Genomic DNA, 15,536 nt, shown 5'->3' with positions numbered 1-15,536 from the left:
GTCGTCACTTGGCCGTGCTGACCGGCGCGTCTTCGCCCAGAAGCTTGCCGTCCGAGGTCTCGAACCCACGCTTGAAGGCGGCGATCACATCGGCGATGGCCGTCAGAGTGTCGTCCGACATCTTTCCGCCCTCGACGATGCTGGTCAGCAGCTCCTTGCGCTCGCGGCGCATGTGCTCCAGCAGCTCGGACTCGAAGCGGCGGATGTCCTCGACCGGGACGTCGTCCATCTTGCCGGTGGTGCCGGCCCAGACGGAGACGACCTGCTCCTCGACGGGCATGGGCTGGTACTGAGCCTGCTTGAGCAGCTCGACCATGCGCTTGCCGCGCTCCATCTGCGCCTTGGAGGCCGCGTCCAGGTCGGAACCGAAGGCGGCGAACGCCTCCAGCTCGCGGTACTGGGCGAGGTCCACGCGCAGACGGCCGGAGACCTGCTTCATGGCCTTGTGCTGGGCGGAGCCACCGACACGGGAGACCGAGATACCGACGTTCAGCGCCGGGCGCTGGCCCGCGTTGAACAGGTCGGACTCCAGGAAGCACTGGCCGTCGGTGATGGAGATGACGTTGGTCGGGATGAACGCCGAGACGTCGTTGGCCTTGGTCTCGACGATCGGCAGACCGGTCATCGAACCCGCGCCCATGTCGTCGGAGAGCTTCGCGCAGCGCTCCAGCAGACGGGAGTGCAGGTAGAACACGTCACCCGGGTAGGCCTCACGGCCCGGCGGGCGGCGCAGCAGCAGCGACACGGCGCGGTAGGCGTCGGCCTGCTTCGACAGGTCGTCGAAGATGATCAGGACGTGCTTGCCGGCGTACATCCAGTGCTGGCCGATGGCCGAGCCGGTGTACGGCGCCAGGTACTTGAAGCCGGCCGGGTCGGACGCCGGGGCGGCGACGATGGTCGTGTACTCCAGGGCGCCGGCCTCCTCCAGCGCACCGCGCACGGACGCGATGGTGGAGCCCTTCTGGCCGATGGCGACGTAGATGCAGCGCACCTGCTTGTTCACGTCGCCCGAGCGCCAGTTGTCGCGCTGGTTGATGATCGTGTCGACGGCCAGCGCGGTCTTGCCGGTCTGGCGGTCGCCGATGATCAGCTGACGCTGACCGCGGCCGATCGGCACCATCGCGTCGACGGCCTTGTAGCCGGTCTGCATCGGCTCGTGGACCGACTTACGGACCATGACGCCGGGGGCCTGCAGTTCGAGGGCGCGGCGTCCCTCGGTCTCGATCTCGCCGAGGCCGTCGATCGGGTTGCCGAGCGGGTCGACGACGCGACCCAGGTAGCCCTCGCCGACGGCGACGGACAGGACCTCGCCGGTACGGGTGACCGGCTGTCCCTCCTCGATGCCGCTGAACTCGCCGAGGACGATCGCACCGATCTCCCGCTCCTCAAGGTTGAGGGCGAGACCAAGGGTGCCGTCTTCGAACTTCAGCAGCTCGTTCGCCATGGCCGAGGGCAGTCCCTCGACCTTGGCGATACCGTCGCCGGCCACGCTGACCGTACCGACCTCCTCGCGCGAGGCCGCGTCCGGCTTGTACGACTGGACAAAGTTCTCCAGCGCGTCCCGGATCTCCTCCGGCCGGATCGTGAGCTCCGCCATCTGGGTTCCCTGCTCTCCTTGTTGGGCCCGAAGTTTCTTAAGGGGGTCTGGGGGCCGACCCCCAGGAATCTTCTGCAATCTCTGCACGGCCCAACCGGGCCGCTGGTACTGCTCTGCCGTGTTTGTTCAGTTGATGGCGGCGTCAGCCGGCCATGCGGCGGGTCGCCTCTTCGAGACGCTCCGCGATCGTGCCGTCGATGAGCTCGTCACCGACCCGCACCGAGATCCCGCCGAGGACCTCGGGGTCCACGTCCAGGTTCAGATGCATCTGCCGGCCGTACACCGTGGCGAGGACGGCGCCGAGGCGCTGCTTCTGCCGGTCGGTGAGGGGCACGGCGGACGTGACGACCGCGACCATCCGGTCCCGGCGCGCCGCGGCGAGCTTGGACAGGGAGTCGAGTCCCGCTTCCAGGCTACGTCCACGGGGCGCGGTGACGAGACGGACGACCAGACGCTCGGTGACCGGGTTGGCCCGGCCGCCCAGCAGGCTGCGCAGCAGCTCCGCCTTGGCGGCCTTGGTGGCCGAACGGTCGGTGAGCGCGGAACGCAGACCCTGGCTGGAGTCGACGATCCGGCCGAACCGGAACAGCTCGTCCTCGACGTCGTCGAGCGATCCCGACTTCTGGGCGGCGGTGAGGTCGGCGGTGGACGCCAGCTCCTCAAGTCCGTCGACCAGGTCGCGGGAGCGCGACCAGCGCGCGCGGACCGTGCCGGAGACCAGATCGGCGGTCTCGCCGCCCACCTGGCCGCTCAGCAGCCGGGCCGCCAGCTCGGCCTTGGCCTCGCCGGGCTGCGCCGGGTCGGTCAGGACCCGACGCAGCGAGACCTCGCGGTCGAGCAGGGCGGTGACGGCCGCCAGCTCCTCGGCGAGCTTCGCCGCGTCGACGGAGGTGTTGTCCGTCAGCGCGTCGAGGGCCTCGCGTGCGGCAGCCAGTGCCTCACGGCTCGCGCCGTTCATCGGGTCGCCTCGGCCTTCGCCTCAAGCTCGTCGAGGAAGCGGTCGATGGTGCGGCTCTGGCGGGCGTGGTCCTCAAGGGACTCGCCGACGAGCTTGCCGGCCAGGTCGGTGGCGAGCTTGCCCACGTCCTGGCGGAGCGCGGCGGACGCCGCCTTGCGGTCGGCCTCGATCTGGGCGTGACCGGCCGCGATGATCTCCTCACGCTGCCGCTGGCCTTCGGCCTTCATCTCCGCGATGATCGCGGTGCCCTGCTCGGTCGCCTCCTGGCGCAGCCGGGCGGCCTCGTGACGAGCCTCGGCGAGCTGGGCCTTGTACTGCTCCAGTACGCTCTCGGCCTCGGTCTTCGCCTCGTCGGCCTTCTCGATGCCGCCCTCGATGGCTTCCCGACGCTCTTCCAGAACCTTGTTGATGTTCGGGAGGAGCTTCTTCGAGAGGAAGAAGAAGACGATGGCGAATGCGATCAGGCCGATGATGAGCTCGTCGAGATGCGGAATGAGAGGAGGCTGCTCCTCCGCTGCCGCAATGGTGAACTGAGCGATCACATCAGTGCCTTCCGTGAAAAGAGTTTGGGCTTGTCTGTCGGCTTACTTGAAGACGAAGCCCATGACGATGCCGATGAGGGCAAGCGCCTCACAGAAGGCGAAACCCATGATCTGGTTGGTACGGATCAGACCGGCCGCCTCGGGCTGACGGGCGAGGGCCTGGGTGCCGTTACCGAAGATGATGCCGACGCCGATGCCGGGGCCGATCGCGGCGAGGCCGTAGCCGACAGCGTTGACGTTGCCGGAGACGGTGTCGGCAGCGGCGAGGGTCTGGAGAGCGGACATGCCGGTTCTTCCTTCTCTTTCAATGTCCCGGTGGGGGTTGGCCACCGGACGACTGCGGGTCTTGAAGGGGTGAGGCTGGCTCAGTGGTGCTCGGAGAGCGCGCCCTGGATGTAGCTGGAGGCCAGGAGCACGAAGACGTACGCCTGAACGGCCTGGATGAAGAGCTCGAAGACGAGCATCGCCAGGACCATGACGAAGGAGGCGCCGGCGTAGACGAAGCCGATGCTGTTCATCAGGTAGTAGGTCGCCAGGGTGAACATCACGATCAGCATGTGTCCGGCGAACATGTTCGCGAAGAGTCGGACAGCGTGCGTGAACGGGCGGATGATCAGGTTGGAGAAGAACTCCAGGACCATCACCAGGGGAAGAATGGCTCCCAGGTTCTTGTCATAGCCGAGAATGTTCTTCCAGCCGCCCGCGAAGCCGTGCTTCTTGAAGGTCAGGCTGATCCACAGGACATAGACGATCAGGGCGAGACCGGCCGGGAAGGCGATCAGCGACGTGACCGGGAACTGGGCGAACGGAATGATCGACCAGAGATTCAGGATCCATACGAAGAAGAACAGCGACACCATCAGCGGGACGTATTTCTCGCCGTCCTTCTTGCCGATGATCTCGTAGACGACGCCGCGGCGGACGAAGTCGTACCCGGCCTCGCCAACCATCTGCAGCTTGCCCGGCACGAGCTTCGGCTTGCTGAAAGCGGCCCAGAAGAAGCCGACGATCAGGAAAGAGCCGAGAAATGCCAGCAGCATCGGCTTGGTGAACTCGAAGCCCGACACCGTGACGATGGGCTCGTACATGAACGTGTGCAGGCCCGGCGCTGGGAACCCGCACCCGGTGAAGATCTGACAGTTCGGGTCGAAGGCGAGCATCTGGGGGTCAGCACTCACCGCGGGCTCCTTCAGCGTGGCGCATGGGTACGGCAACCTCGTTGTGTCGGCGCGGCGCGCAGCCGCGGTTCGGCACTGGACTGGTGTAACGGATGTGAGGGCGGCTGGCGGGCATGGAGCCTCGCGAATGAGCAGGCGTCAGCTCAGATGCCCGCGCCCGCTGTGCCGCAGTAGTTGGCACCGGACGATAGCAGGATCGCGAACGGCTCTTTATACCGGCCCTACCCTTCACGACGGAGAGCCCGTCTTCTGAGCCTTTTCGGCCTTCGAAGACTCGGGGTCGACGTACATGATCTTGGCCTTCATGTAGTACCTGGCCTGGGCCGCGACCCAGACGATGGTCACCGCGAGCAAGGAGAAGGCGAAGGCCTCGAAGTCGAACAGGGTGGTGCCCTTGAGCAGGGCCATCAGCATGAAGAGCAGCAGCAGCTGCGCCATGTAGAGCATCAGCCCCATGGCCTGGAACAAGTGCGGGAGTGACTTGGCCGTCCGCTGGAGGACCACCATGCCGATTCCCATGAAGCCGATGACCACCAGCGTGCCGATGATCGCGCCGAGCGCTCCCTTGCCACCGGCGAGCACAGCGCTGACCACGGTGGCGATGACGCCTGTGGCGGCTGGGGGCACGGCGATGTGAAGGAATGTGCGGGCGTCGTTTGACGGCATGGCGGCAGCTCCGCTTCCTGGAGGAATGGCAGTGGTGTGTCGTCATGGACGAGCGTAATCCGGATCCGAGTCGAGTCCTCGGGGCCAACAGACCGTCGCACCACGGTCTTTCGGCTCTGTCGCCGGTTCTCGTGAACGGTATCACAAACTATTTGATGAGGTCTTTACCCAGGCGTGTGCCACCTATCACACATGAGAGCTAATGCGCCCGTGTGTGCACGGAATCAGCACAGACTTGTGTGGTATTGCACAGGGAAAGCAGGAAACGTCAGCCGCGAGTTCCGGCCTTCCTCCGGTCGGACGTCCGCGAGCGGGAGCCGAGCGCGGTCGCCCCGTTGACGCCCGTCTGAGCTCGTGCGTGCTCCGGAGTACCGGAGGGTGCCGCCGGAGCCTCAGAGGCGCTCTCAGGCGCGCTCTCGGGGGCGTCCGGGGCCGGCGGGGCGGCGACGTTTTTGCGCCGCCGGTACCGGGGCGGGACGAATGACTCGGCCCAGCGCGGGGCGCGCGGGGTGAACCTCGGCAGCAACAGCAGCACCAGCCCCACCGCGCTCATGCCCACGATCACGATCACGATCCACAGCGAGGCCGAGTGGACGGAGTAGCCGACCACCCCGAAGGCGATCAGCGCCGACCAGAAGTACATGATCAGCACAGCCCGGCTGTGGGAGTGACCGATCTGGAGCAGCCGGTGGTGCAGATGCCCCCGGTCGGCCGCGAACGGCGACTTCCCGTTCCAGGTGCGGCGCACGATCGCCAGGATCAGGTCGGCGAGCGGGATGGCGATGATCGTCAGCGGCAGCAGCAGCGGGATGAAGACCGGCAGGGCCGCGTGGGTGCCCTCGCGGTCGCCGCCCTCGAAGAGCTTCAGCACGTCCATGTCGACCTGGCCGGTGATCGAGATCGCGGCGGCGGCGAGCACCAGACCGATCAGCATCGATCCGGAGTCGCCCATAAAGATCCGTGCCGGATGCATGTTGTGTGGCAGGAAGCCCAGGCACATGCCCATCAGAATCGCCGTGAAGAGCGTCGCCGGGGCGGCCGCCTCGATGCCGTGGCTCACCGAGAGCCGATAGGCGTAGAGGAAGAACGCGGCGGCGGCGATGCAGACCATGCCGGCGGCCAGACCGTCCAGACCGTCGACGAAGTTCACCGCGTTGATGGTGATCACGACCAGGGCGACGGTGAGCAGGGTGCCCTGCCCGTCGCTCAGGGAGACCATGCCGACGCCCGGGACCGGGATCCACAGAATCGTCAGACCCTGCATGACCATCACACCGGCGGCGATCATCTGGCCGCCGAGTTTGATCAGGGCGTCGATCTCGAATTTGTCGTCGAGTACACCGATGATCCAGATCAGGGCGGCGCCGGAGAGCAGCGCGCGCGGCTCGCTCGACACCTCGAAGACGCTGTTCAGATTCTGCAGATGGTCGGCGACCAGCAGTCCCGCGCAGAGACCGAAGAACATGGCGATGCCACCGAGCCGCGGAGTCGGTTCTCGGTGTACGTCGCGAGCGCGGATCTCCGGCATCGCGCCGGTCGCGATCGCGAACTTTCGCACCGGTCCGGTCAGCAGATAGGTCACCGCAGCCGTGACACAGAGCGTCAGCAGATAATCACGCACGGGCTGCCCCACAGGAATCGCCGGCCATCTAAGCCCCACACCCTAACTGCGGTGGCCCACATGGTTGAGGACAAACGGGTGCCGAGGAACGGTTCCGCAGATTTCGGCTACCCCTGATAGGGCGGAAATCTACCGGCAAGCTCGTGGACTTCTGTACGTACCCTCCGCGACGGCCCGTCCGGCTCGCGGACGGCCAGGGTGAACAGGGCGGCGATTTCGGCCATCTCCCGCTCCCCCATGCCCTGGGTGGTCAGCGCGGCCGTGCCGAGCCGGATGCCCCGGCCCCCGCCCCGCGGCAGCGCGCAGGTGTCCAGGACCAGACCGGCGGCGGCGAGCCGGGTCCTGGCCGTGTGCCCGTCCAGGCCGAGCGGGGCGGGATCCGCGCCGATCAGATGGGTGTCGGTGCCCCCGGTGAGCACCGCGAAGCCCTCGGCCTCCAGCGCGCCCGCCAGCACCCGGGCGTTGGCGACGACCTGATGGGCGTAGGCCGCGAAGGCCGGGGTGGCGGCCTCGCCGAAGGCGACCGCCTTCGCGGCGACGGCGTTCATCTGCGCCCCGCCCTGGGTGAAGGGGAAGACCGCCCGGTCGATCCGCTCGGCCAGCCGCGCCCCGCAGAGGATCATTCCGCCGCGCGGGCCGCGCAGCACCTTGTGGGTGGTGGCGCAGACCACGTCGGCGTACGGGACCGGGCTGGGGGCCGCGCCGCCCGCGATCAGCCCCGCCGGATGGGCGGCGTCCACGATCAGATACGCGTCGGTCTCGTCGGCGATGTCCCGGAAGAGGGCGTAGTCCGGGTGGCGGGGGTAGGAGATCGAGCCACAGACGATCGCCCTGGGGCGGTGCTCTCGGGCGAGGGCCCGGACCTGGTCGTAGTCGATCAGACCGGTCCGGGGGTCCAGGCCGTAGCCGACGAAGTCGAACCAGTGCCCGGAGAAGTTCGCGGGCGAGCCGTGGGTGAGATGGCCGCCGTGGGCCAGGCCCATCGCGAGGACCGTGTCACCGGGCCTGAGAAGGGCCGCGTACGCCGCCAGGACGGCGGAGGAGCCGGAGTGCGGCTGGACGTTCGCATGGCCCGCTCCGAAGAGCGCGGCGGCCCTCTCACGGGCGATGCGCTCGGCGGCGTCGACCAGCTCGCAGCCGCCGTGGTGGCGGGCGCCCGGATAACCCTCCGCGTACTTGTTGGCCAGCGGGGAGCCGAGGGCGGCGAGGACCGCGGGGGAGGTGAAGTTCTCGGCCGCGATCAGCTGGAGGGTGTCGCCCTGGCGGGCGGCCTCACCGAGGACGACGTCGGCGATCTCGGGGTCCTGGCGGCGGAGGGCGGGGAGGTCGGCGTAGGTGGGGAGGGGGGTGGCGGGGGCGGTGGGGGGTGCGGTGGTGACGGGCATGGGGGGCTCCGTGCCTCGCGGGGGCGCTGCTCTCCAATGTAGGCCGCAGCGTGTGGGGGCGCCCGTGCACTGTGCGGGTCTCCTGCCGGGGCTCCGCCCCGGACCCCGCTCCTCAAACGCCGGAGGGGCTGAAATTGGCGCACTTCGCCGAGGACCCCGGCGAGGCTCGAATTGAGGTCACCCAGCGGGGCTGAAATTGGCCTTCCCGATGCCGGATGAGGATCGGGCCCAGGATCCCGGGAATGGTCCCGGGTCAGCGGGGGGTGTTGGCGGGGAGGCCGGTGAGGGCGGTGACGACGGGGTCGAGGGCTTGGTTGATCTCGTCGCCGATGGAGCGGAAGAAGGTGATGGGGGCGCCGTAGGGGTCGTAGACCTCGTCCGCGTCGGGGCTGGGGGCGAGGAGCCAGCCGCGGAGGGCGGCGGCGGCGCGGACCAGGGCGCGGGCGCGCTCGACGACGCCCTCGTCGCCGGCGTCGGGGAGGGTGGCCGGGTCGATCGCGCGGACCAGCCGGGTGAACTCCTTCAGGGTGAAGGTGCGCAGCCCCGCCGAGTGGCCCATGGAGATGACCTGGGCGCGGTGGTCGCGGGTGGCGGTGAGGACGAGGTCGGCGCGGATCACATGCTCGTCCAGCAGCTCACGTCCCACGAAGCCGCTCGCGTCCGCGCCGAAGTCGGCGAGGACGAGTTCGGCGTTGGCCTCCATGGGGGCGCCCTCGTGGCCCCAGGTCCCGGCGCTCTCCACGATCAGCCCGCTGGTCACCAGGTCGCCGATGCGGTGCTGGAGGGCATGGCGGGTCAGCCGCTCGGTGATCGGCGAGCGGCAGACGTTGCCGGTGCTGACGTGGAGGATCCGGAAGCAGTCGTCCGTGCCTATGCCACGCCCCTCGGGGACGATCAAGGGGCCACCTCAAGGTCGGGCACGACTTTGCGCAGCTCGTCCGCGTCGAGCGCGCCCGCTCGCAGCAGGACCGGGACGTCGCCGGTGACATCGACGATCGAGGAGGGCACGATGCCCGGGGTGGGACCGCCGTCGAGGTAGACGGAGATGGAGTCGCCGAGCATCTCCTGGGCGGCGTCGCAGTCCTCGGGCGAGCGGTGCCCGGTGAGGTTGGCGGAGGAGACGGCCATCGGGCCGGTCTCGGTGAGCAGCTCGATCGCGACGGGGTGCAGGGGCATCCGGATGGCGACGGTCCCCCGGGTGTCGCCCAGGTCCCACTGGAGGGAGGGCTGGTGGCGGGCGACCAGGGTGAGGGGGCCGGGCCAGAAGGCGTCGACCAGCTCCCAGGCCTGCTCGGAGAAGTCGGTGACCAGCCCGTGGAGGGTGTTCGGGGAGCCGATGAGGACGGGGGTGGGCATATTGCGGCCCCGGCCCTTGGCGGCGAGCAGATCGGCCACGGCCTCGGAGGTGAAGGCGTCCGCGCCGACCCCGTAGACGGTGTCGGTGGGCAGCACGACCAGCTCACCGCGGCGTACCGCCGACACCGCCTCGCGCAGGCCGGTCGCGCGGTCGCTCGCGTCGTTGCAGTCGTATCGCCGAGCCATCAGTGAGCCTCCTCGTACACGTACACGGTCGTCGTCACGGCATCGCCTTGCGGGCGGTGGCGAAGCGCGGGCGCTTGTTCAGATCGGGGTGGTCGGCGGCGTCCGCCCAGCCGGACTCCTCGCTGAAGATCCACGGGACCTGACCGCCCTGGGTGTCGGCGTGTTCGATGACGACGAGGCCGCCGGGGCGGAGCAGCCGGTGGGCGGTGCGCTCGATGCCGCGGATGGTGTCGAGGCCGTCCTCGCCGGAGAAGAGGGCCATCTCGGGGTCGTGGTCGCGGGCCTCGGGGGCGACGTACTCCCACTCGGTGAGCGGGATGTACGGCGGGTTGGAGATCACCAGGTCGACCTGGCCGTCCAGCTCGGGCAGGGCGGTGAGGGCGTTGCCCTGGTGGACGGTGACCCGGGAGCCCTGGGCGTTCTTGCGGGCCCAGCCGAGGGCGTCGTCGGACAGCTCCACGGCGTGCACCCGGGAGCGCGGGACCTCCTGGGCCATGGCGAGGGCGATGGCCCCCGAGCCCGTGCAGAGGTCGACGATGAGCGGTTCGACGACGTCCATGGCGCGTACGGCGTCTATGGCCCAGCCGACGACCGACTCGGTCTCGGGGCGGGGCACGAAGACGCCGGGGCCGACCTGGAGCTCCAGATAGCGGAAGAAGGCGCGTCCGGTGATGTGCTGGAGCGGCTCGCGCGCCTCGCGGCGGGCGATGGCCTCCCAGTAGCGGGCGTCGAAGTCGGCGTCCTTGACGGTGTGCAGCGCGCCCCGCTTCACCCCGTGGATGAAGGCGGCCAGCTCCTCCGCGTCGAAACGCGGTGACGGCACGCCGGCGTCGGCCAGCCGCTGGGTGGCCTGGGCCACCTCGGCAAGCAGCAGATTCACTGGTCCTCCACCCGGTTCTTACGGGGCTCGCTGGGGCTACTGCGCGGGGCTTTCGGTTACTGCGCTGCGGCGAGCTTGGCGGCGGAGTCCGCGTCCACGCAGGCCTGGATCACGGCGTCGAGGTCGCCGTCGAGCACCTGGTCCAAGTTGTACGCCTTGAAGCCGACCCGGTGGTCCGAAATGCGGTTCTCCGGGAAGTTGTACGTACGGATCTTCTCGGAGCGGTCGACGGTGCGCACCTGGCTGCGGCGGGCGTCGGCGGCCTTGCTCTCGGCCTCTTCCTGTGCCGCGGCGAGCAGCCGGGAGCGCAGGATGCGCATGGCCTGCTCCTTGTTCTGGAGCTGGCTCTTCTCGTTCTGGCAGGAGGCGACGACACCGGTGGGGAGGTGGGTGATGCGGACGGCGGAGTCGGTCGTGTTGACGGACTGGCCGCCGGGCCCGGAGGAGCGGTAGACGTCGATACGGAGATCGTTGGCGTTGATCTCCACCTCGATCTCCTCGGCCTCGGGGGTGACGAGGACACCGGCGGCGGAGGTGTGGATACGGCCCTGGGACTCGGTGGCGGGCACGCGCTGTACGCGGTGCACCCCGCCCTCGTACTTCAGCCGGGCCCAGACGCCCTGGCCGGGCTCGGTGGCGCCCTGGCCGCCCTTGGTCTTCACGGCGACCTGGACGTCCTTGTAGCCGCCCAGCTCGGACTCGGTGGCGTCGATGATCTCGGTCTTCCAGCCGACGCGCTCGGCGTAGCGCAGATACATCCGCAGCAGGTCGCCGGCGAACAGGGCGGACTCGTCGCCGCCCGCTCCGGCCTTGACCTCAAGGATGACGTCCTTGTCGTCGCTGGGGTCGCGCGGCACGAGGAGGAGACGCAGCTTCTCGGTCAGTTCCTCGCGCTGCTTCTCCAGCTCCTTCACCTCGGCGGCGAAGTCCGGATCGGCGGCGGCGAACTCGCGAGCGGTCTCGATGTCCTCGCCGGTCTGCTTCCAGGAGCGGTACGTGCCGACGATCGGGGTCAGCTCGGCGTAGCGCTTGTTGAGCTTCCGCGCGTTCGCCTGGTCGGCGTGTACGGAAGGGTCGGCGAGCTTCTTCTCAAGGTCGGCGTGCTCGCCGATCAGTTCCTCGACCGCCTCGAACATCGGTGCTCCTGGTGTCGTGCGGGGTTTCTGCGGGACGGCGGGGTGCTTACCCGGGTGGCTGGTTTCCGGGGGTGACCCTGAGGCCCCCGGCGACAAAAACACCGGTCCCGGCCGCCCGTGGAGTGGGCGGCCGAGGACCGGTGCTGTCAGCTCGCTACTTCTTGGCGGCCGAGGCCTTGCCGAAGCGCGCCTCGAAGCGGGCCACGCGGCCACCGGTGTCGAGGATCTTCTGCTTACCCGTGTAGAACGGGTGGCACTCGGAGCAGACCTCGGCACGGATGGTGCCGCTGTCGATGGTGCTGCGAGTGGTGAACGACGCGCCACAGGTGCAGCTGACCTGGGTCTCGACGTACTCGGGGTGGATGTCGCGCTTCAAGGTGTCTCCTAGTTTCGGGAGGGCTCCGGGTCGCTACGGGCGGATTGCGCGTGCGTGAACCGGGGCCGACGTACCAGTCTGCCAGGACTGGCCGTATCTCCCAAAACCGGGGGGACGGCGTGGGTATTCCCCGGGTCGTCCGCCGGAGCTCTAACCGGCGGCTTCGCCGCTCCCGGGCGCGCTCTCCGCCTTCTGGGTGGCCTTCGGGGCGGTGTCCGGAGTGGTGCCCTTGACGAGGGCGCCCGCCACGCCCTTGTCGCCCGCAGAGTCCTTCAGCGCGTCGGCGGGGATGGGCCGGTCCTGGCCGAGCGCGGTCCAGACCTGCTGGGCCGCGCCCCGGAGGGGGATCACCCGGTTGGGATCGATCGGGTCGTACTCCACCGGAAGGGTCACCATCCGGACGTCGGAGGGGCCGAGCCCGGTGAGGCCCTGGGCGAAGGTCATCAGCTCGGGGACCGAGTCCAGCTCGGAATCGGGGGTGATCGCCTTGGTGGCGGTGTCGGCGATGTCGAGCAGCTTGGTGGGGTTGGTGAGTACGCCGACCTCCTTCACCTGGGCGAGGAAGGCCTTCATGAACGCCTGCTGGAGCTGGATCCGGCCGAGGTCGCTGCCGTCGCCGACGCTCTTGCGGGTCCTCACCAGGCCGAGGGACTGTTCGCCGTCGAGGGTGTGGTGACCGGGGGCGAGGTTGAGCCCGCTCTTGACGTCCTTGATCGGCTCGGTGGTGGTGATGTCGACTCCGCCGAGGGCGTCGATGAGCCGTTTGAAGCCGGTGAAATCGACCTCGATGTAGTGGTCCATGCGGATGCCGGACATCCGTTCGACGGTCTTCACGGCGCAGGCGGGGCCGCCGACCTCGTACGCGGTGTTGAACATGGCCCGGTTCTCGGCCGGGACGGTCCTGCCGTCGTCGTCGACGCACGGGGGGCGGGTGATGAGGGTGTCGCGCGGGATGGAGACCACGCTGGCCTTCTTACGGCCGTCGTGCAGATGGACGATCATCGCCGTGTCGGCGCGCGCGCCGCCCTCGTCGCCGCCGTACCGGGCGTTGGCCCCGGAGCGGGAGTCCGAGCCGAGGAGAAGGATGTCCAGGGAGCCGTTGTCGATGTCCTGGGGCCGGTCGGTGCCGAGCCGGGCGTTGATGTCGACGCCGTCGATGTTGCCGTTGAGCTTGAAGTACACATATCCGAGTCCGGAGCCTCCGGCGAGGAGCAGCCCGGCGAGGGTCCATACGGTGATGGCCCCGGCTCTGCGGCCGGTGGACGGCTTCTTGCGCCGTCTGCCCCGGCCGCCGTCCCGGCCGCCGTTTATTCGGCCGGTGCCGGCGCTGCTCTGGTCGCCCATGGTCTCCTCGGTTCCTGCGCTCTCCGCTTCCCTCCGGCGGGAGCCGGGACGGCACGGTGGTCCGTCCTGTCAATTCTTGCTCCGCCACTGGGGAGACCGCTCGGGGAGCGAAAGGGTTGCACGCCCGGCTGAGAAGCGGCTGAGAAAACGGCGGTGCCCACCGTGCGCGGGGCACGGTGGGCACGGGCCGGGCCCCGGGGGGGCTCGGGAGGGCTCGGCAGCTCGGCGTCTCGGCTTCAGCCTCTGCTTCAGTCTCAGCCTCAGCCGAGGAGGGTGTGGCCCTGGAGGCCGCTCGCGTACTGGGCGCGCTTGCCCAGGACCGCCGGGGACCGGCCGGTGCCCGGGTAGAGCCAGAGCTTGCCCTTCATGTCCCTGGCGAGCAGGTCGGCGCGGCCGTCGCCGTCGACGTCACCGGTGGTGGCGAGGGCGTTGAGGCCACTGTGGGTGCCGATCTGGACACGGGCCGAGAAGGGCTTCTTCGGGTCGCCGGTGCCCTTGTGGAGGTACATCTTGCCGCCGAAGACATGGCCCAGGACATCGGGCCTGCCGTCGCCGGTGAAGTCTCCGTGGCCCCTGACCATGGTGTACTCGCCCCAGCCGGAGCCGATCCGCACCGAGGGGGCGAGACTGCCGTCGCCCTTGCCCGGATAGAGATAGGCCGTGCCCTTGGCCGTGACGACCACGATGTCCGGGAGGTCGTCGCCGGTGAGGTCGCCGGGGACCAGGATCTGCCGGTGGGTGCGCCAGCCGGTGGAGAGCAGCCGGGGCTGCCCGCCGCCCTGCGACCAGTACGTCTCGCCGGTGTTCGCGCGGTGGACGAGGTCCTGGCGGCCGTCGCGGTTCAGATCGGACTGGACCAGCAGATTCACGCCCCGGAAGTCGCCGAGGTCCTTGCCCCGGACGAGGGTCTTGCCCTTCCTGGTCCAGGCGTGGAGCCGGTTCCCGGAGCGGGCCAGCAGATCGGCGTACTGGTCGCCGCTCCAGCTGGTGTCGTACATCCGGTCCCGGATCGCCGCCTGGAAGGTGCTCACCTTGGCGTAGACGCCGTACTTGCCCTTGGCGGAGCAGTCCGCGTCGCCCCAGGAGACGATGCCGGCCATCCGGCCGCCGGCCACCAGCGGGCCGCCGGAGTCTCCGTTGCAGGTGGTCTCGGTGGTGCTGTCCTTGCCGGTCGGGGCGCGGCCGGCGCAGTACATGTCGCCCTTGAAGAACTCCCAGCCGTACGCCCGTTCGCAGTTGGCGTCGGACTGGGCGTCGGCGTCGGCGACCTTCAGCCGGTCGGAGCCCTTGGCCCTGTCGTGGGAGGCGGTGAGCCCCCAGCCGTACACCTTGCCGTCGGTGCCGTGCTTGTAGCGGGCGCTCTCGCCGGGCTTCACCAGTTGGAGGGGCTTGGCCCTGACCGGGGAGCTCAGGGTCAGTACGGCGACATCGGCCTCCAGCGTGTAGTCGTCGTACGCCGGGTGGTGCCACTGGCGGACCGCGCCGCGGGCCTCGCCGCCGTGGAGATTGAGGATCGGCTTGCCCTGGGAGTCCTTGCGGCCGGTGGGGGTGGCCGCCCGGTCGGCGCCGGTGACGATGACGCCGGTGCCCTTCCAGTCCATGTCCTTGACGCAGTGGGCGGCCGTGACGACCTTGGTGGGCGCGACGACCGCGCCGCCGCAGGAGTAGCCGAGGCCCCGGGGGCCCTTGAAGAAGAGCTGGGCCATCCATGGCGCGGAGGAGATCGGGGCGGGCTTGCCGCCGATGATCCGGGCGCTGGGGCCCGGCGAGGGCTTGGCGGCGGTGCCGGGGGCCGGGGTCTTGCCCTTGGGGCGCGGGCCGCCGGGCGTCGCCCTGATGGTCTCCAGCACTTCGGCGATCCGGTCGTGCAGCTCCCGCTCGCCCGGTCCGCTCGCGGGGAGCGGGGCGGCGGGCGCGACGGGCGCGGCGGGCTGCGCCGGGACGGCCGTCGTACGGGGCGTCGAGCCGGGCTCGGCGGCCTGCGCGCCGGAGGCCATCAGCCCGGTGCCGGCCAGGGCCAGCACGGTCACGGCCGCGGGTATCTCACGTCTCGTCCGGCGTACGCGCCGGCTGCCTCGGGTGCGCTGGGGCACTCGGTAACCACCTCGGGATGTGTGTCGGGCCGGCGGGCGCGGGCCTGTTGGCCATCGGCCCCCACGGCTCCCCCACCTGAGGAGGTAGATCGTATTGCGCCACCGCGGCCGGTTGACGGGCGGGGTGCGGCTCCCCCAACCCCGGCCCCCGGGCCCGGACATGCGACCGCCCCGTCACCGATGGGGTGACGGGGCGGCGCCGCCGAGCGGCTCGGTGC

15 protein-coding genes are annotated in these 15,536 nt (G+C 69.6%); all 15 read right to left on the bottom strand.

The features are described 5' to 3' along the window. Window positions 1-4: 4 nt before the first annotated feature. On the bottom strand, window positions 5-1,597 hold the full coding sequence (gene atpA, locus IE247_RS13525) for a F0F1 ATP synthase subunit alpha (RefSeq protein ID WP_190123298.1): 1,593 nt from the start codon (window positions 1,595-1,597) through the stop codon (window positions 5-7). 142 nt (window positions 1,598-1,739) lie between these two features. Further along, entirely contained in the window at window positions 1,740-2,555 is an 816-nt protein-coding gene (locus tag IE247_RS13520) for a F0F1 ATP synthase subunit delta (protein WP_190123297.1), read from the bottom strand. Beyond that, window positions 2,552-3,097, bottom strand: a complete 546-nt coding sequence (locus IE247_RS13515; protein ID WP_373305552.1) for a F0F1 ATP synthase subunit B — start codon at window positions 3,095-3,097, stop codon at window positions 2,552-2,554. Before IE247_RS13515 ends, IE247_RS13520 begins: the two co-directional genes overlap by 4 nt. A gap of 42 nt (window positions 3,098-3,139) precedes the next feature. Continuing rightward, window positions 3,140-3,382 carry an ATP synthase F0 subunit C gene (atpE, locus tag IE247_RS13510; RefSeq protein WP_003952438.1) on the bottom strand — a complete coding sequence of 81 codons (243 nt, stop codon included), beginning with the start codon at window positions 3,380-3,382 and terminating at the stop codon, window positions 3,140-3,142. Window positions 3,383-3,462: 80 nt separating this feature from the next. Beyond that, on the bottom strand, window positions 3,463-4,275 hold the full coding sequence (atpB, locus tag IE247_RS13505; RefSeq protein WP_190123296.1) for a F0F1 ATP synthase subunit A: 813 nt from the start codon (window positions 4,273-4,275) through the stop codon (window positions 3,463-3,465). A gap of 228 nt (window positions 4,276-4,503) precedes the next feature. Beyond that, window positions 4,504-4,941, bottom strand: a complete 438-nt coding sequence (locus IE247_RS13500; RefSeq protein WP_190123295.1) for a Cg1360 family ATP-synthase-associated protein — start codon at window positions 4,939-4,941, stop codon at window positions 4,504-4,506. A gap of 268 nt (window positions 4,942-5,209) precedes the next feature. Beyond that, window positions 5,210-6,562, bottom strand: a complete 1,353-nt coding sequence (locus tag IE247_RS13495) for an MraY family glycosyltransferase (RefSeq protein ID WP_190123294.1) — start codon at window positions 6,560-6,562, stop codon at window positions 5,210-5,212. A 107-nt stretch (window positions 6,563-6,669) separates the two neighbouring features. Next, window positions 6,670-7,947, bottom strand: coding sequence for a serine hydroxymethyltransferase (gene glyA / locus IE247_RS13490; RefSeq protein WP_190123293.1), 1,278 nt, complete (start codon window positions 7,945-7,947; stop codon window positions 6,670-6,672). A 253-nt stretch (window positions 7,948-8,200) separates the two neighbouring features. After that, a complete protein-coding gene (locus IE247_RS13485; RefSeq protein WP_190123292.1) occupies window positions 8,201-8,845 on the bottom strand; it encodes an arsenate reductase/protein-tyrosine-phosphatase family protein in 645 nt (214 codons plus the stop codon). Then, window positions 8,842-9,489: an L-threonylcarbamoyladenylate synthase gene (locus tag IE247_RS13480; RefSeq protein WP_190123291.1), complete on the bottom strand. Its 648-nt coding sequence runs from the start codon at window positions 9,487-9,489 to the stop codon at window positions 8,842-8,844. The genes IE247_RS13485 and IE247_RS13480 overlap by 4 nt, the downstream gene beginning before the upstream one ends. A gap of 34 nt (window positions 9,490-9,523) precedes the next feature. Then, the gene (gene prmC, locus IE247_RS13475) at window positions 9,524-10,369 is read right to left on the bottom strand and encodes a peptide chain release factor N(5)-glutamine methyltransferase (protein ID WP_190123290.1); all 846 of its coding nucleotides are present in this window, start codon (window positions 10,367-10,369) and stop codon (window positions 9,524-9,526) included. A 56-nt stretch (window positions 10,370-10,425) separates the two neighbouring features. Further along, on the bottom strand, window positions 10,426-11,505 hold the full coding sequence (gene prfA / locus IE247_RS13470) for a peptide chain release factor 1 (RefSeq protein ID WP_190123289.1): 1,080 nt from the start codon (window positions 11,503-11,505) through the stop codon (window positions 10,426-10,428). Between the two features lie 154 nt (window positions 11,506-11,659). Continuing rightward, a complete protein-coding gene (gene rpmE / locus IE247_RS13465) occupies window positions 11,660-11,881 on the bottom strand; it encodes a 50S ribosomal protein L31 (RefSeq protein WP_190123288.1) in 222 nt (73 codons plus the stop codon). A 150-nt stretch (window positions 11,882-12,031) separates the two neighbouring features. Further along, entirely contained in the window at window positions 12,032-13,225 is a 1,194-nt protein-coding gene (locus IE247_RS13460) for an LCP family protein (protein WP_190123287.1), read from the bottom strand. A gap of 260 nt (window positions 13,226-13,485) precedes the next feature. After that, a complete protein-coding gene (locus tag IE247_RS13455) occupies window positions 13,486-15,255 on the bottom strand; it encodes a trypsin-like serine protease (RefSeq protein ID WP_229869095.1) in 1,770 nt (589 codons plus the stop codon). Window positions 15,256-15,536: the final 281 nt, after the last annotated feature.

The sequence above is a fragment of the Streptomyces inusitatus genome, assembly GCF_014651115.1.
Classification (GTDB): Bacteria; Actinomycetota; Actinomycetes; order Streptomycetales; family Streptomycetaceae; genus Streptomyces; species Streptomyces amakusaensis.
The sequence above is the reverse complement of the archived record's forward strand: the minus strand, read 5'-3'. Positions and strand labels throughout refer to the sequence as shown.